A 21,653-nucleotide genomic window follows, 5' to 3' on the forward strand; every position below is an offset into this window, starting at 1 on the left:
CGTGACAGGTTCGCGCGCAAGTCGGACTTGCGCGGGGGCAGGTGACTTCGTATCGTCCGCGAAAACCTGCTTTGGATTTCCGCCATGATAACCGCATTTCAAGCCTGCGAACGTGCAAGCTGGCTTTCGATCAATCCGCAATTGACGATTTCCGGCGATGATGCCCGGATCGGGGACGTGCAACCAATCGGGACCGATCAGGGCGGGTTCGATGGTGCACCTCATTCGGAGCGGTTTTGGGAAGATGGGTATTTTCTGATCAGGGACCTTTTGCCCGTTGACAGCCTGACGGATTTGCGGGCCGGGATCGAAAACCTGGTGGCGAATGGCTTGCCGCCTGCGATGATCTATCTTTACGACGAGGCATGGCAGGTTTTCAGACGGCTTCGCCCGTTGCTGAACCATTTCCTGGGGGATCGGGTTAAGCTGCTTCCGCATTTTTGGGCATGGCATGTCAATCCCGGAGAGGACGGGCGTGGATGGCCCCCACATCGCGATTATCAGGGGGAAAGTGCAATCGGCGACGACATGCTGATCAGTCTGTCGCTTTGGGTGCCACTGGGCATTGCAAACCCTGATAACGGCTGTATGTACGTATTGCCGCGTTCATTCGAAAAGTGTTATCATCAGCCGGTTGCTAAACCGGAAGATGTGGCTTTGCAAGACGTTCGGGCATTGCCAGCCGTGCCGGGGACTGTAATGGGGTGGCGACAGGATTTGTATCATTGGGGACGGGCAAGTGCCTTTGCCAGCGAGCCAAGGATCAGTCTGTCGCTTGAGTTCCAGAATGCTGCTTTCGATCCGATGGCGGATCGTTTGCTTGATCTGGAGCAGCCACCGGTCTTTCGTGAACGGCTTGAACTGATTGTGCAGCAATTTGCAAAATACCGGCATATGCAATCTATGGATGACAATACCCTGCGATGGGTCGACGACATTTTTGTCGAACTTTCGGGTCGGGCGTGACTTGGCAGGGATATTGTTCCAATTGCCGTGATGGCACACTAACAACGGTCAAAAGACCAGAACCGGGGTCGATGCCAATATGCCCAAGATGCTGAGCCTTATCGGTATCGCGTTTCTTGCGTTTTGTATCATCAGCCCTGGTTTTCTGTTTTTCACGTCTCTTGACGATGATCTGGTTTCAGCAATTACCATTTCTGTTCTGGTGGTTGTCGAGTTTATTGCACTGTTGTCGATATGCATTGGCTGGATTGTTTTTGACATCACCAAGCGCAAACAGATTTTGTATGTCGCAGCCTCGATGGGACTGCTTCTTTTCAGCGATATTCTGGGTATTCCCAATCTTGTGTATGGTCGCGCCCTGCTGGGGCAGGAGCAGGCACTTGGATCCTTCACCGGTCTTTTGATCCTTGTTCTACGGCTTGGCTCGTTCTCGCTGGTGCTTATGAGTTGGTATATTGCGAACCGCCAGGAAAACAGGCCGGGTAATGATCAGGTATGGGGGCTGGTACCGGGAATGATCGTGGCTGGATGTGCCGTTCTGGCATTCCTGGTTTGGCTCTTGCCCGATGTTTCAAGTGATGTCGGCGGTGCCCTGCAAAATATCAGTACCCTGATCCTGTTTCCGACCATGGTAATGATTTTTGCCTGTGCCGCAGGGTATCTGGTCCGGTGCCATTACCGATTTACCCTTTCCGAAGCCTTGTTTTGTTTCGCGCTTCTGATCGGATGTTTTAATCATCTGGCGTTTTTTGCCTTCGGGCCGGAAAATGCCGATATTGTTGCGCGCTTTATCATTCCGTCCCGCCTGATCAGTTACAGTTGCGCGCTGGCTTTCATGTTGCTGGAACTGCGCAGCCATTATCGCCAGTCGTTTCAGGCAAGCTCTGCCAAAAGCGAATTCCTTGCCACGATGAGTTACGAAATCAGAACACCGTTAAACGGTGTTCTGGGCATGGCGCAACTGTTACAGCAAAGCCAACTTGACGATGCGCAAAAGGAACGGGTCAGCGCGATCCTTTCGTCTGGCCGGGCGCTAATGGCGCTTTTGAATGATATCCTTGATATGAGCAAGATCGAGGCTGGTCGCGTCGAACTGGAAAAACGACCATTTCACCCATCCGATATCACCTATGACCTGTTTCGTGCGATTGCCGATATGGCGCGCGAAAAGAACCTTTCCCTGCATTGCGATGATGTGGCCTTGGCAACGCGAATGTTTATCGGTGACGAGGTCCGGTTTCGTCAGATCCTTTGGAACCTGTTGTCAAACGCGGTCAAATTCACCCGTAAGGGATCTGTGAGACTGGAAGTCACGCACGAGGAAATTGTACCCGAACGTGTTCGACATCTGATTTCGGACGAGGAAGTATACCATTTCGCGGTTATCGATACCGGCATCGGTATCCCGCGGGACCGACAGGAACAGATATTTTCCCCTTTCAGTCAGGCCGATAATTCCACGATGCGTCAATATGGCGGAACGGGGCTTGGGCTTTCGATCGCGCGCAGCCTGACGGAACTGATGGGTGGTTTTATGACGGTCAACAGTTCCGAAGGACAGGGCACGCGGTTTGACCTTTGGCTGCCGTTCGAAGCCCGGGAATTGGAACTGCATGCGCAGGGCGGCAGCCAGATTGCCGAGGGTAATGGTGACAGTGTGCTTTCTGGCCGTCGCATTCTTGTTGCCGAGGATAACGAGATCAATGCCAATGTGATCCGCGGCTTGTTGCAGCGTCACGGACTGATCGTCGATATTGTTCCAAATGGTCGGGAGGCGGTGCATGCCTTCCAGAACAATTCCTATGACGCGATCCTGATGGATGCCCATATGCCGGTTCTGGACGGAGAGGGTGCGACCCGTCATATTCGTGAACTGGAACGTGTCACCAGAGGGGGACGCATTCCAATCATTTGTGTCACTGCCGAAGCATTCAGCGACCGGCATCGCGATTTTCTGGCTGCGGGAATGGATGAAGTCATGACCAAACCCGTTGAGGAACGCAGGCTTTATGGTGTGCTTTTGCGCTTCCTCAGAAGCCGCGGTGTTTCCCGTCCCGCTGTTTTGGATACGCGCGTTCCTGATCTCGCCGAGGCTGTAAATCCTATACCTGATTCGACCTTGGAACAGCCGGCGCCAAATCCGGTTGTCGAAAACATTTCAGCCAAAGAGACCAAGATGAACCTGATAGACAAGATGCGCTTTGATGAAATGAGCAGTGCATTGGGTGCCGATCAGATGGCAAGCCTGATTGATCTGCTACCGGCATCCTATCAGGAAGAACGCGAAAAGATGATGGCTGCGATCACAGATGGTGATCGCGAAAGGCTTCGCCGTGCTGCACATACAATCAAGGGAATGGCGGCAAATCTGGCTGCTGAAAAGCTGTCTGCGAATGCACGCAGGCTCGAACTTTATGACGGCGACTTTGATACGGCAATTCACGACCAGATTGCCGAACTTGACCGTCTTGCCGAGGACACCGCCAATGCCATGCGTAAAGCCTTGCAAGACTGATTCTCGCAAATGAAAAAGACCGCGCTTTATCTGCGCGGCCTTTCTTCCCGGTCGGTCACTGTGGTGATTTAGCGTATGATCAGATCCAGTTGATGGCGTGAGATCGCCTCATTCCCGGTTTCCGTAACAATGACAGAATGTCCCGGACACATGGCGATGCCGCTATCGCTATCCATCAGGATCATGTGCAGGAAATACACCATACCCGGTTCGGCAATCACCGGATTGCCGTGATAGAACATTGGCCAGTCCATCCAGTTCGGCGCAAAGGTCGTGCCCATTGAATAACCGCATGCATTCAGGCGGTGGGCCTTCATGCCGCCTGCATCGCAAACCCGGGCATAGGCATCAAACACATTGCCGATCGGATCACCCGGTTTAAGCGCCTCGCGGCAGGCGGCCATGGCATCGGTTGCGACTTTGTGCATTTCAACATGGCGTGATGTTGCTTTGCCTACCGGAATGGTGCGCATCATCGCGGCATGGTAATGCCGATAGGCACCTGCCCATTCCAGAGTGATCTGATCAGTATCCGCCAGATGCTTGCGGCCCGTAAAATAACGGCACAGCAGGGCATCGCGCCCGGCGCCAATGATGAATTCATTGCCGGGATAATCCCCGCCGCCTTTGAAAATGGCACCTTGCATGGCGGCAAGAATATCGCCTTCGAAGGCACCAGCATGGACGGTTTCAAGGGCGGCATCCCACGCGTCATCGGCAAGGCTGGCGGCGGTGCGGATATAATCCAGTTCGGCCGGGCTTTTTACAACGCGCAGTTCTGATACCAGACGGGATGCATCGGTGAGCGTGCAGAAACCGTCAAGGGCGGCCTCAAGTTTTTTGCCGTTGGCAGCCGTCAGGCCATAGGCGTCGTATTCCACCCCAAGCTTTTTGCCGCCACAGCCAAATTCGGCCAGCATATCACGCAGTTGCAGGGCTGGGTTAATATCCGGACCATCAACCCAGATACGAATGTCATCAATGTCGGATGTGTGCTGCGCCTGACGCAAATCGGGCGCGCGGGTAATCAGGGCCACACGCCCGTCAGCCCCCAGATACAGACACTGGAAAAAGACATAACCGAACGTGTCATATCCCGTCAGATAGAACATGCTTTCCTGACGAAACATCAGCAGGCCGTCCAAGCCGGCAGCTTCGAGGCTGGCAACCGTTTTTGCCCGGCGGGCAGCCAGTTCTGCGCGTTCAAAATGCAATGCCATTGGCATATTCCCTGATTGTGGTTGTTTATTTGCCGATGACGCTAACAAACTCCGTGAACGGGAAATAGTAAAAATTACGATCCGATGATGTTTTATTGATAAATTATATTTATTGCCTCAAGCCCGGTAGGAAATTCCCGTTTCAGATCATGATTTTACCGGGGAAATCAGTAAATTTTATTCGAAAACATAGACATTCTGTCATTTCCCCCCACATCAAATGTAATGGCAGTGTCATAAAGGGCTTTGTAATAGCCCAATGCCAGTTCCGCTTAAGACCATCCCCTCAGGAGGCAAAAGTGGCTAGCTATCAGAAACTTTCTAGAACCACACCAGGAACGTCACCGCGAGACCGACAGTTCGAGCCGGCCTATGAAAAATGGCGTCGAGATGATCTTTATTACCTTGCCAAACAGCATGGAATAGAGAACCGCGCAGACATGTCGACCGATGAACTGGCTCGGGCGTTGCGCGATATAAGATAGGCCTGCGCATGTTTGCCAAGATCAACCAGCATCACGCTTTTGCGGTGATGTGATGTTTTGTTGTGTCCGATGGCATCTCAACATCGCTTTGCAAGGTAACAGTAAGGTTAAATTTGCCCTTCAAGCTTGCCCGTTGCCAGACGTGCGGCATACCTTCCTTGTGGCGAACCGAGCCATATGGAGGGTCCCGTGAAGCCAGTGCAACTTGTTTATCACCGTGGTGACAGTCTCAACGCGCCCGAAAATACCTTTGCCAGCGCCGAAAGCGCGATTATTGCCGGGGCGGATTATATCGAGTTCGATGTGCATCAGTCCGCGGATAATGTTCTTTATGTCATGCATGACGAAACTGTGGACCGAACAACTGACGGTACCGGTGTGATCGCAGAAATGACAAGTGCGGAAATTGACCGTCTGGATGCCGGTTCGTGGTTCAGTCCGGCTTTCGCCGGTGAACCGGTTCCACGACTGGACGACTTTCTGCGTCGCCTGAAGGGGCGTGTTAAAATCTATTGCGAGATCAAGCAGGCGGATGCGGGCCGGGTTGTGGATATGCTGGATGATTTTGCGTTCGGCAATGACGTTTTTGTCAGTTCCTTTTCTGCCGACATCCGCACCGACTTGCGTCGGATTGCCCCGGATTTGAAACGCAATGTCCAGCTTCATGTGGCCGGATCGCTGGAGCACGCCATCCACCATGAACAGGCGCATATCTTCGAGTTTCTGGAAGAAAATGTAACCCGGGAAGCGATCGAGGAGGCCAAGCGGCGCGGTCTTGAGACCATGATCTTCATCGATACGCCGAATGCCGAACTTTTTGCCAATCTTGTTGAATGGCAGATCGACTATGTCAATCTTGACTATGCCGCACTTTTCCGGGCGGTTCAGCAGGAAGTCCTGTTGCGTTTTGATGGGGCGGGGCTGGCATCCTGATCCTTACGTATGGGCTTAGTTGATTTGACCTTGTCGGCAATATTGGTTATTGCGGCGGCACTGAATATAAACGGGCGATCGTCGTGCTAACACGGCGCCAAAGTCCTGTGACCGGTGTCGGGGGAATGATCTTTGAAGCTTGGATGTTGGCTCGCCGTATTGTGCCTGCTTTTTGTTGCTGCGCGCACCGAGGCAAGCGGGGCAAACGATATGGCCGAGCCGCATGTTGCCTTTATCAATCCCGGCTATGGGGATCGCGGTTTCTGGAAAGATGTCCGCGATACCATGCAGGCGGCAGCCGACCAGTTCGGCTTTCAACTGACCGTTTTCGATAGCGACCGTGACTGGGCGATGATGGCCGAAAGTGCCAATCGTGTTTTTGCGATGAATCCGCCCCCCGACTATATTATCGCGGTCAACGAACATCAGCAGGGGACGCGTATCGTGCTTGAGGCGCAGGAACGCGGTATACCGGTTCTGATGTTGCTGAACGACCTGACAAAAGAGCAGAAGCAGCGATATGGTCGGCCAGGGGCGGAATTGACGACATGGATCGCCACACTTGTCCCCGATAACGAACGCGCCGGATTTGAAATTGCCCAATCGTTGATTACGGCGGCACGCGATGCCAATAGGGGCCGGATGCCTGAAAATATCTGTCTGCTGTCACTGACCGGTGACAGCGTTACACCGGCTTCCCTGCTGCGCATTGACGGGCTTGATACCGCACTTGAACGATATCCGGTTTTGCGAGAACAGCGTCGTCTTGTCGCCAACTGGTCTTTCGAGGAAGCTTATCGTCGCACGGCCGACTGGCTTGAGACCGATGGTTGTCTTGACGCGGTTTGGGCGGCAAACGATAACATTGCCCTTGGTGCGATCAAGGCGATAGAAGCAGCTGGAAAAATCCCCGGGCAGGATGTTTTCGTTGGTGGTTTGAACTGGTCGGCCGAAGGGCTTGAGAGCGTTGCTGCGGGCAAAATGACCATGACACATGGCGGGCATTTTCTGGCCGGTGCATGGATCATGGTATTGCTAAAAGACTATCTCGAAGGTGTTGAAAGATTAAGGGACAACCCCGAAGTCTTCTTCAGAATGCAGGCCGTAACGCCAGAAAACCTGCAAGTCTACCAACGTGTACTTGGGGAACGCGACTGGGACAAAATTGATTTTTCCCAGTTCAGTCTTGTCAACAACCCGGAACAAAGAGACTATCAGTTCGGGATCAAGGGGCTAAGCCCGGTAGCGAAACGGGATTGAAACCAGTGGCCTTGCACTGGATAAAATGGCTGGAACAGAAAGGCTCAGGCGTGTCCAAGACAGGAAATGAGAAAGCGCAGGACCTGTCTGCACTGAAGCTTGGCAGTTCGGTGGCTGCAAGGCAGCTTAAATATTCCCTGTTTGCCGCGATATTGCTCGGCCTTATCATTACCGCCTTCCAGATTGTCAGCGATTATCGCTGGATTGGCGATGTTTATCGACAGGCCAATGAACGTGTTCTTGAAAGCAGTGTACCCGTTGCTAACGAGGCGGTGACAAAGAGGGACACCGATCTTGCCGAGGCAATCGTGCGCGGCATGATGGTCCAGCGTTCCGTTTCAAAAGTCACAATCACAAATGAGGACGGTTCGGTTCTGTATCAGCGCAAACGGGCAACGGGGGAAATTCCGGTTTCGAGGTGGGCCGAACAGTTGTTTGGCGGTTTGCAGACACGTGAAATCCTGTTGCCGGGGGATACGGGACCATCCTCCGGCTCGGTCGCGATGATGGTCGTAGAACTTAATCCGCAGGTTTTTGTGACTGTATTCATGTCCCGTTCTGCGTGGTCATTTCTGGCGAACATGGTGTTCGCCGTAGCCATGGCTGTGGTGTTTGCCGCACTCAGTTACTTTGTTTTTTCCCGGCCGTTGATAAAGCTCGCGCATTACATCGTCAAATCGGACCCGACGGATGTTAAGCACCCGTTTGAAATGCCCCCCATGCACCGGCATGACGATGAAGTGCAGTTGCTGGGATCGGTTACGGTTGGTCTTTTTGGTATGATCCGTGGCCAAATCGGCCAATTGCAACGTGCGCGTGACGATTTGCTTGATGCGAATGTAAACCTTGAAGCACGGGTGGAAAGCCGGACGCGTGAACTTAATGATGCTATGGGCAAACTTGAAGTATTGGCCTCGACGGACCCGCTGACAGGTCTTGCCAACCGGCGTGTTTTCATGACGCGCCTGGAAGAAAACCTGTCGATCTGGAAACGTCGCGACACGCCGATGAGCATCCTTTTGCTGGATATCGACAAGTTCAAACTTTTGAACGACACATACGGGCATCAGGCAGGCGACGCGGTTCTGGCATCCCTGTCGAAACTTTTGCAACGCAGCCTGCGCGATATTGACCTTCCCGCCCGCCTGGGTGGCGAAGAGTTTGCTGTTCTGCTTCCGGGGGAAGAGAAGGAAGGGGCTATGATCCTTGCCGAACGCCTTCGTGCTTCACTTGAGCAGGACGCGGTTGCCTTTGGTGGCAAGCATTTGAATTATACGTCAAGTTTCGGGGTGATATCATTGCCGACACAGGCAGCGATTGCAAAGATGGATGTCGAGATTGCCCGCGATGTGGCATTGCTGAAGTCACGCGAAAACTCGGATTTGGCAGATATTCTCTATTCGCTGGCCGATGAGGCACTTTATCGTGCCAAGGAAACCGGACGGAACCGGTGTACGTTTGCCGATTTGTCCCATTTATCAGTGCAGGTAAAAAGCTGAGGACAGACTGGCGTTACTGCCGACCGTCGTCATTACCCTGTCTGGAAATGCGTATATCGCGATGAATTGAAACGCTCATCAGCAAGCCAAAGCTGACGAGAATGGTCATCATCACCGTGCCACCATATGACACGAGCGGCAGCGGCACACCCACCACCGGGATAAGACCCATTACCATCGCGATATTGATGAAGACATACAGGAAGAATGTCGATGTAATCCCGATGGCAACCAGACGACCGAACTGGTTGCGACAACGCAGGGCGATCACATAGCCATACATGATCACCATGGTGTAAAGCAGCAACAATGCCAGCCCGCCAACCAGACCGAATTCTTCACCCAGCATGGTAAAGATAAAGTCCGTCTGTTTTTCGGGAAGAAAGTTCAGGTGGCTTTGCGAACCAAGCATGTATCCCTTGCCAAACAAGCCACCAGACCCCAGAGCGATTTTTGACTGGGTGATGTGATAGCCAGCACCAAGCGGATCATTTTCGGGATTAAGGAAAGTCAGAACACGGTTTTTTTGATAGTCGCGTAAAAACTGCCAGCCAATGGGAATGATCGCCAGAGCCGCACCAAGGATCAGGGCGAATTTCCAGACCCTTACACCGGCCAGCCAGAAGATCACACCACCGCCCGCCATCAGCAAAAGAGCCGTGCCCAGATCAGGTTGGCGTAACACCAGTGCTGCAGGAGCCAGAACCATCAACAAAGGCGGAACCAGAAGCGGGATGCGCCCGGTTTCCTCGACGGTCAGACCATGGAAATAGCGCGCAAGGGCTAGCACCAGAGAGATTTTCATCAGTTCGGAAGGCTGCAACTGGAAGAAGCCAAGATTGATCCAGCGTTGCGCCCCCATGCCGATATCGCCCTTGATTTCGACACCGATCAGCAGGATCAGCGCAACGAAATAGGAGAAATAGGCGAGTTTTAGCCAGACACGAATATCTGTAACCGCAATGACGATCATCAAGGCTGCACCAACGGCAAATCGCATCATCTGGCGTTCTGCCCATGGCTCGAACGATCCGTTGGCGGCAGAATACAACATGGCAAATCCGATCCCGGCAAGGGCCGCGATCAGCATCACCAGCGTCCAGTTCAGCATCAGAAGGCGACGGCCAATTGGCACGTAATCCGGATCTTCGCCGATACGGTATCTGCGCGATGCCATGTTTCTAGCCTTCTTCTTCGTCGCGGTCGCGCAGTGCCGGATGCAGCAATTCTGCGGTCGATGCAATATTGGCCGCCGAAATACCGGGGCGGGCGGATTTCAGTTCCTGCGCCTTGAGCAGGATGTCACGTGCAATCGGGGCGGCAATGCCGGAACCCGATCCGCCGTGATCGACGACAACCGCGCAGGCATAGCGAGGATTATCCACCGGTGCGAAGGCGACAAACAGGGCATGGTCGCGGTATTTCCACGGCAGTTCATCGTTATCAAGAACCCCGGTCGTCTGTCGTTCGCGCATTGTAATGCGGCGCACCTGACTGGTACCGGTTTTACCGGCCATTTCCATGCCCTTGATGTCGATGCGTGACCGATGCGCGGTTCCGCGCAATTCATTGGTTACACCATTCATGCCGTCACGGATGCGCGCCAGATTGGCGCGGTTGACCTGCAGTTCCGGGAATTCTTCATTCTGGCGGCTGGTGATGCCTTCCGGCGTGACATGGTCGCGGGTCAGATGCGGTTTCACGGCCTTCCCGGATGCAATGCGCGCAACCATGGTCGCCAGTTGCAGTGGCGTTGCCAGAACATATCCCTGGCCGATTGATGAAATCAGTGTTTCCCCGCCCTGCCAGCGTTTGCCAAGCTGGATTTCCTTCCAGTCCTTCGTCGGGATCAGGCCGGAACGTTCGTTGGGAAGGTCAATGCCGGTCAATTCGCCAAGACCAAGCTTGTTGGCCATGGCAGCAATGCGGTCGATCCCGATTTTTTGCGAAATTTCGTAATAATAAACGTCGCAGGAATGCTTCATCGAGTCATGCATGTCGACCCAGCCATGCCCGCCACGTTTCCAGCAATGGAACCGCGCATTGCCAAGATCAAGATGACCGGGGCAGAAGAAACGCTGATTGGCGGTAACGACACCTGCTTCAAGTCCGGCAAGGGCAACGCACATCTTGAATGTCGAGCCCGGCGCATAGGTGCCGGTGATTGCCTTGTTGGACAGCGGTGAATATTCGTTATTGACCAGACTGTTCCAAAGCTTGTGCGAGATGCCATTGGTAAAGGCATTCGGGTCGTATGTCGGGTGCGATGCCATTGCGAGCACTTCGCCATTGTGGATGTCCATCACAACTGCGGATGCACTTTCCTTGCGCGACAGGCGCTGATTGGCATAACGCTGCAATTCAAGGTCAAGGGTCATGACAACGGTGCTGCCGCTGTCGCCTTCCTCTCGGTCAAGTTCGCGGATCACACGTCCCAATGCGTTGACTTCTACCTGGCTGGTGCCGGCACTGCCGCGAAGGGCTAGATCATAAATCTTTTCGATACCGTTTTTACCGATCCGGAAACCCGGTAGTTCAAGCAATGGATCACCGGTCAGTTCTTTTTCTGAAACGGCGGCAACATAGCCCAGTGTATGGGCCAGATGTGGTCCTTCGGGGTAATCGCGGGAACGACCGGCGTCGATGATGAGACCGGGCAGGTCCGGGGCATTGACCCCAACGCGGGCGACTTCTTCCCATGTCAGATTGTCGCGGACCGTTACCGGGACAAAAGATCGCCTGCGGGCAACATCGCGTTCAACACGTTCAATCGTATCGGGCCCCAGTTCAATGATTTGGTCAAGGATTTCCAAGGTCCGGCGCACATCCTGCGCCTGTTCGCGAACGATCATGATGTGATAGTTCTGCCGGTTGACGGCGACAGGCGCGCCAAACCGGTCGGTAATCAAACCACGCGGTGGCGGCAGCAGGCGGTGCGATATCCGGTTTTCGTCGGCAAGCACCCTGTAGCGGTCGCTTTCCATCACCTGCAGATAATACATGCGTGCAGCAAGACCGGTCAGCAATACACCCTGTCCCGCGCCGAGCATAAGGGCACGGCGGGTAAACATGCGAAATCTGTCTGAGTCACGGTGCCACATAGGCGTCGTCAAACCTGTTGGTCGGATTGCTCCGCCGGAATTCGGGAAGCTTGTATGCCCGTTTTATCCTGTGCGGTGCTTGTTGAAAACTGTCTTTCCAGCATAGCCGCCAGCTATTGCCAAATTATCAATATTGACCGGCTCGCGCAGTTCTAAATATGGCGCAGGAGCGTATTTTGCGCACGCGCCAAAACCCACGCAACCAGCGGGAAAAGTGCCGCCGTCAATACATAGCTAATCAATGTTGCCTTGATCGGCAACAACGCCCCGATCAGAGCAGAACTCAAAAGCCATTGCACGAGTAGTGCCGGGATCGCCACCAATGCAAAGCCCCACCACATCACGCTGAATGGCTTGTTATGGAAAAAGCGTCCCTGACTGGCAGATCCTGTCTGTACCAGTAACAGGACCAGCGAACTGACACCAAGCGGCAGCCCCGTCAGCAAATCCTGCAAAAGCCCCAGAAAGAATGCCGTTAATGCCGTCAGCAGATCCGGTCGGTTTACTGACCAGTAAAAGACCGCCATTAATGGCAGGGCAGGTGACGCGGTGCTCAGCAATGGTACGCTTACCGGCAATAAATTGAGCAGCAGCAGAATGAAAACGCTGAATGCCGGAAACAAGCCTCGCGCAATGATATCCAGCCTGTGCCAGACACCGGGCTTCACGGAAGTTGGTCCGAAGGTTGTGCTGGGTTTGCCGTCGGCATGTCTGTTGCCGTATCGTTCCCGTCATTGGGCACAATACCAACGCCGTTGGGGATAACGCCGTCACTTTGCATTTCGTTACGACGAATTGCCTGATCACTCAGGATCCCTTGCAGGCCATAGTCGGCAACACGCAGATATTCAAGTTGGTGGCGGCGGAACAATGGCGCAACACGTACGGCATTTTCCGAAACCGACGATACGACCCCAACCGGAATACCCGGCGGGAATGCGCCGCCATGGCCGGATGTCAGAATGCGATCCCCCGGTGCGACGGCGGCATCGGCCGTCAGGAAGGTCAGTAGCGGACGGTCTGTGTTGTCACCCGACAGGAATGCGCGGTCTCGCGAATTTTCAACAATCACCGGCACGCGCGAGTTGATGTCCGTGATCAGCAGAACACGCGATGCCTGATACCCGGCTTCGGCGACACGGCCGACAAGCCCCTCGTCGGACATCACAGCCTGTCCCTTGGATACGCCGTCGCGCGAACCGGCAGATACCATAAGGCTATGTGCATAGGCTCCGCCCATATCGGCAATCACGCGTGTGGTTACAAGGCGCAAGGGGGGCGGGCTGGTGTAGCCGGCAAGGTCGCGCAGGCGCGCATTTTCATGCGACAGATTGCGGGCAACCTGCTGCCATGCCAGCAATTCGCGATTTTCGCGACGCAGGCGTTCATTCTGTTCGTAAAGATTAAACAGGTTAGTGGCTTGTTCGGTCAGCTCGTTGATGCTGGCTGCCGGGCGGGATACGACATTCATGATCGGCGAAACCAGGTCTGCCGAAGCAGCACGTATCCGTTCGATCAAAACCGTATCGGCCTTGCCCAGAAGCATCAGGCCGAATGCAGAAACGATCAGAAGAATGAAGGCGAAGCGGTGAAGCGCCGTACGTAACGGCGAAAAGATACGCTGCTGCGGACCGCCATGCTGAGCCACTATATTCCCCGCATTAGATCAGAAAGTTGTCCCGAAATCCCCGTGGGATATTCAACCTTAACGAAATCACCGAGTCGCGTCCAGTCAGGACATGACCCGGTGAGATGTTTTTTGCCATTTCGCCTTAGTAGGCGGTGTGCAGCACGTTGCGAAGCATCTTCTTTTCTTCGAGTGCGCGACCGGTACCCAGCGCAACGCAGGACAGCGGATCGTCGGCAATCGAAACCGGAAGGCCGGTCGCATGACGCAGGACATAGTCCAGATTGCCAAGCATCGCGCCGCCGCCGGTCAGAACGATACCCTTGTCGACGATGTCGGCTGCCAGTTCCGGCGGGGTCTGTTCGAGGGCGACCTTGACCGCCTCGATAATGGCGGAAACCGGTTCTGCAAGGCTTTCTGCGATCTGGCGTTCGGAAATGATCAGTTCCTTCGGAACGCCATTCATCAGATCACGGCCACGGATTTCAACCGTTGCGCCATCACCATCGTCTGGTGCACAGGCCGAGCCGATTTCTTTTTTGATGCGTTCTGCGGTGCTTTCACCAACCAGCAGGTTATGGGTGCGACGGATATAGGCGATGATCGCCTCATCCATCTTGTCGCCACCAACACGTACCGAACGGGCATAAACGATACCGCCAAGCGACAGAACCGCAACCTCGGTGGTGCCACCACCGATATCGACAACCATCGAGCCGGTCGGCTCGGTCACCGGAAGACCGGCGCCAATGGCGGCGGCCATCGGTTCGTCGATCAGCCAGACCTTGCGTGCGCCGGCACTTTCAGCACTTTCCTGAATGGCACGGCGTTCAACGGCGGTCGAACCAGACGGAACGCAAATGATGACTTCCGGGCTGGCGAAGTTGCGACGGCCATGCACTTTACGGATAAAGTGTTTGATCATCTCTTCGGCGATGTGGAATTCGGCAATCACGCCATCGCGTAGCGGGCGAATGGCCTGAATGTAACCGGGCGTACGCCCGAGCATCTGCTTAGCTTCTTCCCCAACGGCAAGTACCTGTTTCTTGCCCTTTTCGTCGGTGATGGCTACCACGGATGGTTCGTTAAGGACGATGCCACGCCCTTTGACGTAAACCAGTGTGTTGGCGGTGCCCAAATCCACCGCCATGTCGGAGGATAAAACCCCAAGAAGCTTGGAAAACATTCCTGCCCTATGCCCCGGTTAATAGTAAAATCTTGAATACGAATGTACCGGCTTTGATAGCGTAACGCGCCAGTCGATGCACGAATAATCTGCTCAGGGAATTGAGGAATAATTAAGACGCGTCAGAAGTCTTGAAATAAGATGCAAAAAGATGATCCGCCATATGGAGTTGGCGTTTTCATTCAAGGTTTATCACCCCTGAGAATTATTCCAGTTTTACGCAAGAAATCCAGAATCAGGGCTGTTGTGTCCTGCCCTGTTTCTACTTTCAGAAATTTGCGAGTCGCTTGTTTTTCAGGCGTTTCGTCGCTTTGAAGCATTTTAAACATTACTGGTTCGCGGTCCGGACGCAGATCGCGATCCATGCGCCATTGGCACCATGCCGGTGGATTAAGCCGATCCCCCTTCACCGTCACCAGAAGGGCCGGAACGAAATTATCCATTTCCGACATGCATTGGGCACGTAGTCCCACCATCGCAACGAACCGTTGATCAAAACGTTTGGCATGACCGTGCCGATAGATCGCAAATTGGGCGGCCGCCGCTCCATATCCATAACCGAAAATCGCAATCCGGTCCGGATCGATGCCATCTTGAGCCACCAGATAGTCAAGCGCGCTGAGCGCATCAAATGCCCAATAGGTTACGCCATGTTTCGGATTATCAAGCGTGCCTGCCGTACAATAGCTTTGTGACGGGTGGGCCTGTCCGGGTGATATGCGAAGTACTGCAACCCCGGCATCATGCAGGATTGATATCCAGTCTTCAGGAAAGCGATCATCACAATCAGGAACGACAATCACCGCGGCGGTTTTACCGTTTGTATCCGCAGGCGGGTAATAGAGACCCGGAATATCGAATTGCAGACTGGTATCGATCGCGGGAATGTTTTTGCCAGCATCTATCAGCCGCTGACGCAATCCGCTTCGTGGATAGGGCTGAGCCGGAATATCGACTTTCTTTGCGGTATCAATCGACGCCGCACGGGCAGGTGTCACCAGTGTCGCCAAGTTGACGGCGCAAAGGATAAACAGATACAGGGGCACATATCGGCGATGACGCGGATGAACAGGGTTTTGGGTCATCATCTGTCCTCTTCGGATTGACGCCGCATTATATCACGGAATGACAGTATTGGACTGTTCAAACAAAAAGGGGTGGCAAATTGCCACCCCTTGATCTTAAGGCCGGATTACAGCAATCAGGATGCCATGGCATCCGGTGCGGTTTTCTGGCTTTTTTCGATCAGTTTGTTAACCGCTGTAACATAGGCCATGCAGGAAGCAACCACCGTGTCGGTGTCTGAGGCGTTGCCAACCACGGTGCGGTCTTCACCATCAAGCTTGACGGTAACGGTACCTTGTGCATCCGTTCCCTCGGTCACTGCGTGAACCTGATAGAGTTTCAGTTTCCAGTCATGCGGGTAAATCGCCTTGATTGCGTTAAATGTCGCATCAATCGGGCCATCGCCGGTGGTTTTCGCGGTGCGGGTTTCACCGTTTACGTCCAATTCCAGCTCAGCGGTTTGCGGACCTTTGGAGCCGCAGGTGACCGCCAGCGAGACGAACTTGATATGTTCGTTATCGCGCATGCCATCATCAACCAGTGCGACGATATCGTCGTCATAGACTTCTTTCTTTTTGTCGGCCAGTTCCTTGAAGCGGGCAAATGCGTCTTCAATCGCGTTGTCGCCCAGATCGGCAAAGCCCAGTTCCTTGAGCTTTTCCTTGAAGGCATGCCGACCGGAATGCTTGCCCATGACCAGGCTTGATTTGTTCAGGCCGATGCTTTCCGGTTTCATGATTTCATAGGTTTCGGAATTCTTCAGGAAGCCGTCCTGATGGATGCCGCTTTCATGAGCAAAGGCGTTGGCCCCGACAATGGCCTTGTTCGGTTGGACGACAAAGCCCGACACGGCCGAAACCAGACGCGACGCGTTCATGATTTTGGTTGAATCAATTCCGGTTTCATACGGGAAGGCATCGTTGCGCGTTTTCAGCGCCATCACAATTTCTTCGAGTGCCGCATTGCCTGCGCGTTCGCCCAGGCCATTGATCGTGCATTCGATCTGTCGGGCACCGGCATGGACAGCCGCCAGCGAGTTGGCAACGGCCATGCCCAGATCGTTATGGCAGTGAACCGACAGGATTGCCTTGTCGATATTCGGCACACGGTTGAACAGCATGGTCATCAGGTCGGCATATTCCGTTGGCGTGGTATAGCCGACGGTGTCCGGGATGTTGATGGTGGTGGCACCTGCATCAATCGCGGCTTCGACGCAACGGCACAGGAAGTCGTGCTCGGTACGCGACCCGTCTTCCGCTGACCATTCAACATCGTCGGTGAATTTGCGCGCCAGCGTCACACTTTCAATCACCTTCTCCAGAACGCGTTCCGGCTCCATCTGCAATTTGAATTTCATATGCAGGGGGCTTGTGGAAATGAAGGTGTGGATGCGTTTGTTTTCTGCCGGTTCCAGTGCCTCTGCGGCACGTTCAATGTCACCTTTGGCTGCACGTGCCAGGGAACAGATTGTCGGGCCTTTGATTTGTTTGGCGATTTCATTGACGGACCGGAAATCGCCATTCGATGCAATGGCAAAGCCTGCCTCGATGATGTCGACTTTCATTTCTGCCAATGCGTGTGCCACACGCAGTTTTTCATCCAGCGTCATCGACGCACCCGGGGACTGTTCGCCGTCGCGCAGGGTGGTGTCGAAAATGATGACGCGGTTGTCGTTAGCACTAGCCATTACAGTAATTCCTGATCAAGCGGGTCTTTGCCCGAAATTTGAAACTTCAATTTGGAAAGAGTGCGGGCCTTGTGGCGCGACTTGTTCCCCTGAGCTGCGGTAAATGGATCGACTTTTTGGGTGATCCGAACCGTCTTCGTACGCTCAGGGGCGGGTAAGTCGTAGCGACCCGAGCGCTGCGAGACCAAGGAGACCGAGAATTAGGTTTAGAGCAGACAGCACAAAACCTCCCGAAGCATCAGCTTCGAAGCGATCGGCAATTGCAGAAATGTTGCAAATGTCTGCGGTCATCGGTCTTCATCAAATGGTATCGAAGTGCCAGGCTGTGCTGGCGACGCCCCCAATTTCGTAGGACCGCCCGTCTAGGTCAAGTAATTTTTGTATCTTTGATGTGCTTTTAAGGGTGGAAATTAGCGCGATGGGATTTCCACAGACCCGTCCGGGGCCTTGCCTCATGGGATAAAGGGACGTTGATCAGTTCCGCAAATTGCAGGTCTCCCATGCCAAAGATTGCGCTTGAAGTGTTCTAATTCTTGGTTATCTGTTGTGTGATTGATGCGAAATGCCCCAGACAATTTCCGATAACGTTTCGTATCAAGTGCCGCCACCAACTTACGGATATACACGATGGTAAGCCTGTCTTTGATCGGGGCCTTTATCCCGACGGCCTTTTTTGTCTCGATTACGCCAGGGATGTGCATGACCCTTGCGCTGACCATGGGGATGACGATTGGCGTGCGCCGTACCGTCTGGATGATGATGGGCGAACTTGTGGGCGTTGGTATTGTCGTTGTGGCCTCGGCCCTTGGTGTTGCGACAATAATGCTGGAATATCCGGCCGTCTTTGCTGTCTTCAAGTATGTCGGCGGGGCCTATCTGGCGTGGCTTGGTATTCAGATGTGGCGTTCGCGTGGCCGCATGGCATTTAGCGCTGAAGTCGATGCCTCGCGCCCGGCGACCCCTTTCGCGCTTGCTTCTCAGGGGTTTGTGACGGCAATTGCTAATCCGAAGGGCTGGGCGTTTATGGTGGCTTTATTGCCGCCCTTTATCAGCCTTGAACATGCTATAGCGCCGCAGCTTTCAGTGCTGGTGGCAATCATTCTGGTGACAGAACTGATCTGCATGACGCTTTACGCAACTGGCGGACGGTCATTGCGCCACTTCCTCGAAAAAAGCGGCAATGTTCGTGTCCTTAACCGGATCGCCGGGACGCTGATGATCGGCGTCGGGATCTGGCTGGCTTCGAGCTAAGGGGCTATTTGTTTGTAAAACCTCTTTAAAGTCGGATTGTCCTGCCCTATATCGTTGTATAGAATTATTTGCAGGAAGAGCCATCATGCGCGAGTTGCGCTGTATCATTTTCGAGGAAAGCGAACTCATCAAGGCGCTGGTCGGATATCGTCGCCGCACCGGAAAACCTTTGCCGCCCGGTCAGATCGGAAAGCTTGAAATTGAAAAATCGCCTGAAATTGCAGCGCGGCTCAATATCATTGCCGATCATGGTGATCCGATTATCGTCCCGGCAGCGGGGGCCGAACTGGCGGCAGCACTGATTGCCTACTGCATTGATGTCCGCGTGCCCGTGCCGGCATCCTCGAAAAAGTCGATTACAATGATTGATGGCCATGTGGCGCTTAAAATCATGAAGCAATAGGGGCGGGAATACCCAAAAAAAAGCGCAGCATCTGCTGCGCTTTTGTATTTTATGATGCCCACAAGCAAGGACAGCAATGGCTGTTACCACTGCATCATCTTGCCTTTGAGAGCTCCCATGCGTTCGTCTTCATTCTTGAAGCTTTGGCCTGCGGCAATCCCGTCCTGCACCTTGGTCATCATCAGCCATTCCTTGACCTTCATGAAGCGCGGCGCAAGGAACTGGTAGGTATCGCGTACCAGACGTACAGCCGGTGCCCCACGTTCCAGTTCCATGGTTTCCCAGCGTTCAAAAAGCGGCTCCCACGCGCGCAGGCGGCGATAAAGATCGTCGCGCTTGGTGCGGATATATTGCCGTTGCGTTGTGAAGTTACGCAGGACCGACATGATTTCGCCGGTATTGGCGTCAATCTCGTCAAAGCTGCTTTCGAACTTTTTCATCGCGTCGTCAATCAGGCGGATAACCTGTGTAACCGTTTCCAGAACGCCTTTTTCGTGGGCGTAGATGCGACGCAGTTCCTGCAGTTTCCGGTCGATCTTTTTGACGTTGCGATATTTGTCGCGCAGTGTCTCGACATAGGAAAGTTCCTCGGCCACCTGATGAACCAGATTGACGACTTCCTCGCGATTTTCACGGCCGATATTGAGCTTGTCGGCGACTTCATCAAAAGCCTGGTTGATCTTTTTCTTGGTAGCAGGGTCTTCGGCGATCTGCATCAGTTGTTCGGGATCGGTGATAAGTTCCTCGTTCCCGGACATCCATGTGACAAGCTGCATGGTCAGGCGGTTATACGCGATCGCACGGTGGTCTTCGTCGACCTCCCATGATGCTTCGCCTGTCAGGACCTCCAGCGGTAAATCATCGCCGGGGCGCAGAACATTGACGAAATCCAGTGATTTGTCGACAAGGCCGATCAACTCGCCGTCATTTGAGTCTGGATCAATCCCGAATTCCTTGCACACCGCTTTAAGGGGCAGGGATACAACCGATCCTTCGGCCATCTTCAGGACAAAAAGAGCCTCGTCCGAAAGGTCGGACTTTTGGAAATGGCATTCCTCGAACGATTTAAAGACCTTGTGTTCAAGATCCAGTTTCCGTTCGCGCGTCGGTTTGTTCATTTATTTGCTCCGCCCGGATTGGCGCTGCGCGTGTGATTTTTCGTCTGAGTTCCACAATAAAGCACAGACATTCAGTTTATCGCAGCAGGTCCGGGACTGGTAGTGTCCATCTTCTCATACCGGCAAGGTCGTTCGGGAATGGGGCTTCGTTTCCGGTTTCAACCTGACAGATATGTCACTGTATCATAATGCAGGTATTTCTGCCTTCCTGTTTGGCTTGATAAAGGGCGCCATCGGCACGGTCAACAAACTCCAGTATATTCTCGCCAAGCTTATAAGACGTCAAGCCGATTGAAACGGTTAACTTACCGAAATCCTTACCGGTTTTCTTGTTGATAATTCTTTGACCTGAAACATTGTCACGCAACTTGTTGGCAAGTTTGGCGGCATTTTCGGCCGTTGTGTCCGGCAAAATGACAGAAAATTCTTCGCCACCATACCGGGCAACGGTATCGGCCCCCTTTGTCGAATTGACCAGAACGCGTGCCACAGCCTTTAAAACGCCGTCTCCTGCGCGATGTCCGTGACTGTCATTGAAATTTTTGAAGTGATCGATATCGATCATCAAAAGGCTAAGCGGTGCACCGGTTTCCATCGTCGTGGTCACCGCATCGCGAAGCGAGGCATCAAAATTCTTTCTGTTGGCAATGCCGGTCAATGTATCGGTCAGGGCATCCCGTCGTACCAGTTCCAGTTCACTTCTAACCCGGCGAACCTCATTATGATATTCGTCAAGACATCCGTTGAATTCACTATAGCGACCATGTGCATCCCGCGTGGCACTTGAAAGTCCGCGCGTTACGTCGCGGGCAACTTCAAGCGTGACATCATCCGCGTTTAGCTGGTCGGAAGCATTATCCAGATGCTCGCAGAAACCTTCTGTTTCGCGAATAACGTTATGTACGGCTTCCTCGACGCGCTCAACCGCGGCCTGCAATCCTTCAACCCCCAGATTCAGGCGCTGCTGCATGGCATGTGCGCCAAGAAACTTGTGGTAAATCCGGAAAACGGTTTCTTCGTCCAATTCCTGGGTGTTGCGGATCAATACCTTGATAAGTTGGCTTAGCTCTGGAATCTCGTCGGTCAGGTAGCTGTAAAATACGTGGTAAACCTGCGGCGTAGGCTGCAGGTTCAGCTCGGCGACCAGCGTCATGACATTGTGCGCAATGTCGCGTGGATTGGCGATCTTTGTCGTAGCAGTCAATTTATGTTTTCCGATCCGGTCTTCGGCTTAACCTTTTTTACTAACTGCTTGTGTCCCACTAGATCCGGTATTTTCCGGCTTGCTCGTTTTTTGTATATATTGTGGCTGTGTGCTGCGTTTCACACATTTATTT

Annotated in this window: 17 protein-coding genes; 7 read left to right on the forward strand and 10 right to left on the reverse strand. The window is 53.5% G+C overall.

The window, feature by feature from the left end; all coding sequences use genetic code 11:
* Nucleotides 1-84 precede the first annotated feature (84 nt).
* Together R1T41_RS13950 and R1T41_RS13955 are read left to right on the forward strand one after the other, a co-directional pair.
* The gene (locus R1T41_RS13950; RefSeq protein WP_317337580.1) at nucleotides 85-966 is read left to right on the forward strand and encodes a phytanoyl-CoA dioxygenase family protein; all 882 of its coding nucleotides are present in this window, start codon (nucleotides 85-87) and stop codon (nucleotides 964-966) included.
* A gap of 79 nt (nucleotides 967-1,045) precedes the next feature.
* Entirely contained in the window at nucleotides 1,046-3,481 is a 2,436-nt protein-coding gene (locus R1T41_RS13955) for an ATP-binding protein (protein ID WP_317337581.1), read from the forward strand.
* Between the two features lie 68 nt (nucleotides 3,482-3,549).
* Here the strand turns inward: R1T41_RS13955 and R1T41_RS13960 are convergent, their stop codons facing one another.
* Nucleotides 3,550-4,701, reverse strand: a complete 1,152-nt coding sequence (locus R1T41_RS13960) for a M24 family metallopeptidase (RefSeq protein WP_062959261.1) — start codon at nucleotides 4,699-4,701, stop codon at nucleotides 3,550-3,552.
* 674 nt (nucleotides 4,702-5,375) lie between these two features.
* Between R1T41_RS13960 and R1T41_RS13965 the strand changes: the two genes are divergently transcribed.
* The 3 genes from R1T41_RS13965 to R1T41_RS13975 all read left to right on the forward strand — a co-directional run bounded on the left by R1T41_RS13965 (nucleotide 5,376) and on the right by R1T41_RS13975 (nucleotide 8,878).
* Nucleotides 5,376-6,119 carry a glycerophosphodiester phosphodiesterase gene (locus R1T41_RS13965; RefSeq protein WP_062952625.1) on the forward strand — a complete coding sequence of 248 codons (744 nt, stop codon included), beginning with the start codon at nucleotides 5,376-5,378 and terminating at the stop codon, nucleotides 6,117-6,119.
* A 132-nt stretch (nucleotides 6,120-6,251) separates the two neighbouring features.
* Nucleotides 6,252-7,379, forward strand: coding sequence for an ABC transporter substrate-binding protein (locus tag R1T41_RS13970; RefSeq protein ID WP_317337582.1), 1,128 nt, complete (start codon nucleotides 6,252-6,254; stop codon nucleotides 7,377-7,379).
* 50 nt (nucleotides 7,380-7,429) lie between these two features.
* A complete protein-coding gene (locus tag R1T41_RS13975) occupies nucleotides 7,430-8,878 on the forward strand; it encodes a diguanylate cyclase (protein ID WP_317337584.1) in 1,449 nt (482 codons plus the stop codon).
* A gap of 13 nt (nucleotides 8,879-8,891) precedes the next feature.
* Here the strand turns inward: R1T41_RS13975 and rodA are convergent, their stop codons facing one another.
* The 7 genes from rodA to R1T41_RS14010 all read right to left on the reverse strand — a co-directional run bounded on the left by rodA (nucleotide 8,892) and on the right by R1T41_RS14010 (nucleotide 17,544).
* Nucleotides 8,892-10,055 (reverse strand): rod shape-determining protein RodA, encoded by a 1,164-nt coding sequence (gene rodA / locus R1T41_RS13980; protein ID WP_317337586.1) that lies wholly within the window; start codon nucleotides 10,053-10,055, stop codon nucleotides 8,892-8,894.
* A 4-nt stretch (nucleotides 10,056-10,059) separates the two neighbouring features.
* Nucleotides 10,060-11,949 carry a penicillin-binding protein 2 gene (gene mrdA / locus R1T41_RS13985; protein ID WP_097050790.1) on the reverse strand — a complete coding sequence of 630 codons (1,890 nt, stop codon included), beginning with the start codon at nucleotides 11,947-11,949 and terminating at the stop codon, nucleotides 10,060-10,062.
* Between the two features lie 182 nt (nucleotides 11,950-12,131).
* Nucleotides 12,132-12,647: a rod shape-determining protein MreD gene (gene mreD, locus R1T41_RS13990; RefSeq protein WP_062952621.1), complete on the reverse strand. Its 516-nt coding sequence runs from the start codon at nucleotides 12,645-12,647 to the stop codon at nucleotides 12,132-12,134.
* Nucleotides 12,644-13,627, reverse strand: coding sequence for a rod shape-determining protein MreC (gene mreC, locus R1T41_RS13995; protein ID WP_062952620.1), 984 nt, complete (start codon nucleotides 13,625-13,627; stop codon nucleotides 12,644-12,646). The genes mreD and mreC overlap by 4 nt, the downstream gene beginning before the upstream one ends.
* A 124-nt stretch (nucleotides 13,628-13,751) precedes the next feature.
* Nucleotides 13,752-14,792, reverse strand: coding sequence for a rod shape-determining protein (locus R1T41_RS14000; protein ID WP_007090779.1), 1,041 nt, complete (start codon nucleotides 14,790-14,792; stop codon nucleotides 13,752-13,754).
* A 182-nt stretch (nucleotides 14,793-14,974) separates the two neighbouring features.
* On the reverse strand, nucleotides 14,975-15,880 hold the full coding sequence (locus R1T41_RS14005; protein ID WP_317337591.1) for an alpha/beta hydrolase: 906 nt from the start codon (nucleotides 15,878-15,880) through the stop codon (nucleotides 14,975-14,977).
* 113 nt (nucleotides 15,881-15,993) lie between these two features.
* A complete protein-coding gene (locus R1T41_RS14010; protein ID WP_062952619.1) occupies nucleotides 15,994-17,544 on the reverse strand; it encodes a 2-isopropylmalate synthase in 1,551 nt (516 codons plus the stop codon).
* 627 nt (nucleotides 17,545-18,171) lie between these two features.
* Here R1T41_RS14010 and R1T41_RS14015 point away from each other — a divergent pair.
* Complete coding sequence (locus R1T41_RS14015; protein ID WP_062952618.1) at nucleotides 18,172-18,795, forward strand: LysE family translocator; 624 nt, start codon at nucleotides 18,172-18,174, stop codon at nucleotides 18,793-18,795.
* A gap of 85 nt (nucleotides 18,796-18,880) precedes the next feature.
* Nucleotides 18,881-19,198, forward strand: a complete 318-nt coding sequence (locus tag R1T41_RS14020) for a hypothetical protein (RefSeq protein WP_062952617.1) — start codon at nucleotides 18,881-18,883, stop codon at nucleotides 19,196-19,198.
* Nucleotides 19,199-19,281: 83 nt separating this feature from the next.
* On the opposite strand, the gene R1T41_RS14025 is transcribed toward R1T41_RS14020, so the two are convergent.
* Nucleotides 19,282-20,316 (reverse strand): hypothetical protein, encoded by a 1,035-nt coding sequence (locus tag R1T41_RS14025; RefSeq protein ID WP_062952616.1) that lies wholly within the window; start codon nucleotides 20,314-20,316, stop codon nucleotides 19,282-19,284.
* A 175-nt stretch (nucleotides 20,317-20,491) separates the two neighbouring features.
* On the reverse strand, nucleotides 20,492-21,520 hold the full coding sequence (locus tag R1T41_RS14030) for a GGDEF domain-containing protein (protein WP_062952615.1): 1,029 nt from the start codon (nucleotides 21,518-21,520) through the stop codon (nucleotides 20,492-20,494).
* Between the last annotated feature and the right edge of the window lie 133 nt (nucleotides 21,521-21,653).

It is taken from the genome of Thalassospira lucentensis (assembly GCF_032921865.1).
Taxonomy (GTDB): domain Bacteria; phylum Pseudomonadota; class Alphaproteobacteria; order Rhodospirillales; family Thalassospiraceae; genus Thalassospira; species Thalassospira lucentensis_A.

Coding starts and splice junctions, on each gene's coding strand:
- rodA (WP_317337586.1), bottom strand. CDS start 10,055: ATGGCATCGCGCAGATACCGTATCGGCGAAGATCCGGATTACGTGCCA.
- R1T41_RS13955 (WP_317337581.1), top strand. CDS start 1,046: ATGCCCAAGATGCTGAGCCTTATCGGTATCGCGTTTCTTGCGTTTTGT.
- R1T41_RS13950 (WP_317337580.1), top strand. CDS start 85: ATGATAACCGCATTTCAAGCCTGCGAACGTGCAAGCTGGCTTTCGATC.
- R1T41_RS14005 (WP_317337591.1), bottom strand. CDS start 15,880: ATGATGACCCAAAACCCTGTTCATCCGCGTCATCGCCGATATGTGCCC.
- mrdA (WP_097050790.1), bottom strand. CDS start 11,949: ATGTTTACCCGCCGTGCCCTTATGCTCGGCGCGGGACAGGGTGTATTG.
- R1T41_RS14020 (WP_062952617.1), top strand. CDS start 18,881: ATGCGCGAGTTGCGCTGTATCATTTTCGAGGAAAGCGAACTCATCAAG.
- R1T41_RS14025 (WP_062952616.1), bottom strand. CDS start 20,316: ATGAACAAACCGACGCGCGAACGGAAACTGGATCTTGAACACAAGGTC.
- R1T41_RS14010 (WP_062952619.1), bottom strand. CDS start 17,544: ATGGCTAGTGCTAACGACAACCGCGTCATCATTTTCGACACCACCCTG.
- R1T41_RS14015 (WP_062952618.1), top strand. CDS start 18,172: ATGGTAAGCCTGTCTTTGATCGGGGCCTTTATCCCGACGGCCTTTTTT.
- R1T41_RS14000 (WP_007090779.1), bottom strand. CDS start 14,792: ATGTTTTCCAAGCTTCTTGGGGTTTTATCCTCCGACATGGCGGTGGAT.
- R1T41_RS13960 (WP_062959261.1), bottom strand. CDS start 4,701: ATGGCATTGCATTTTGAACGCGCAGAACTGGCTGCCCGCCGGGCAAAA.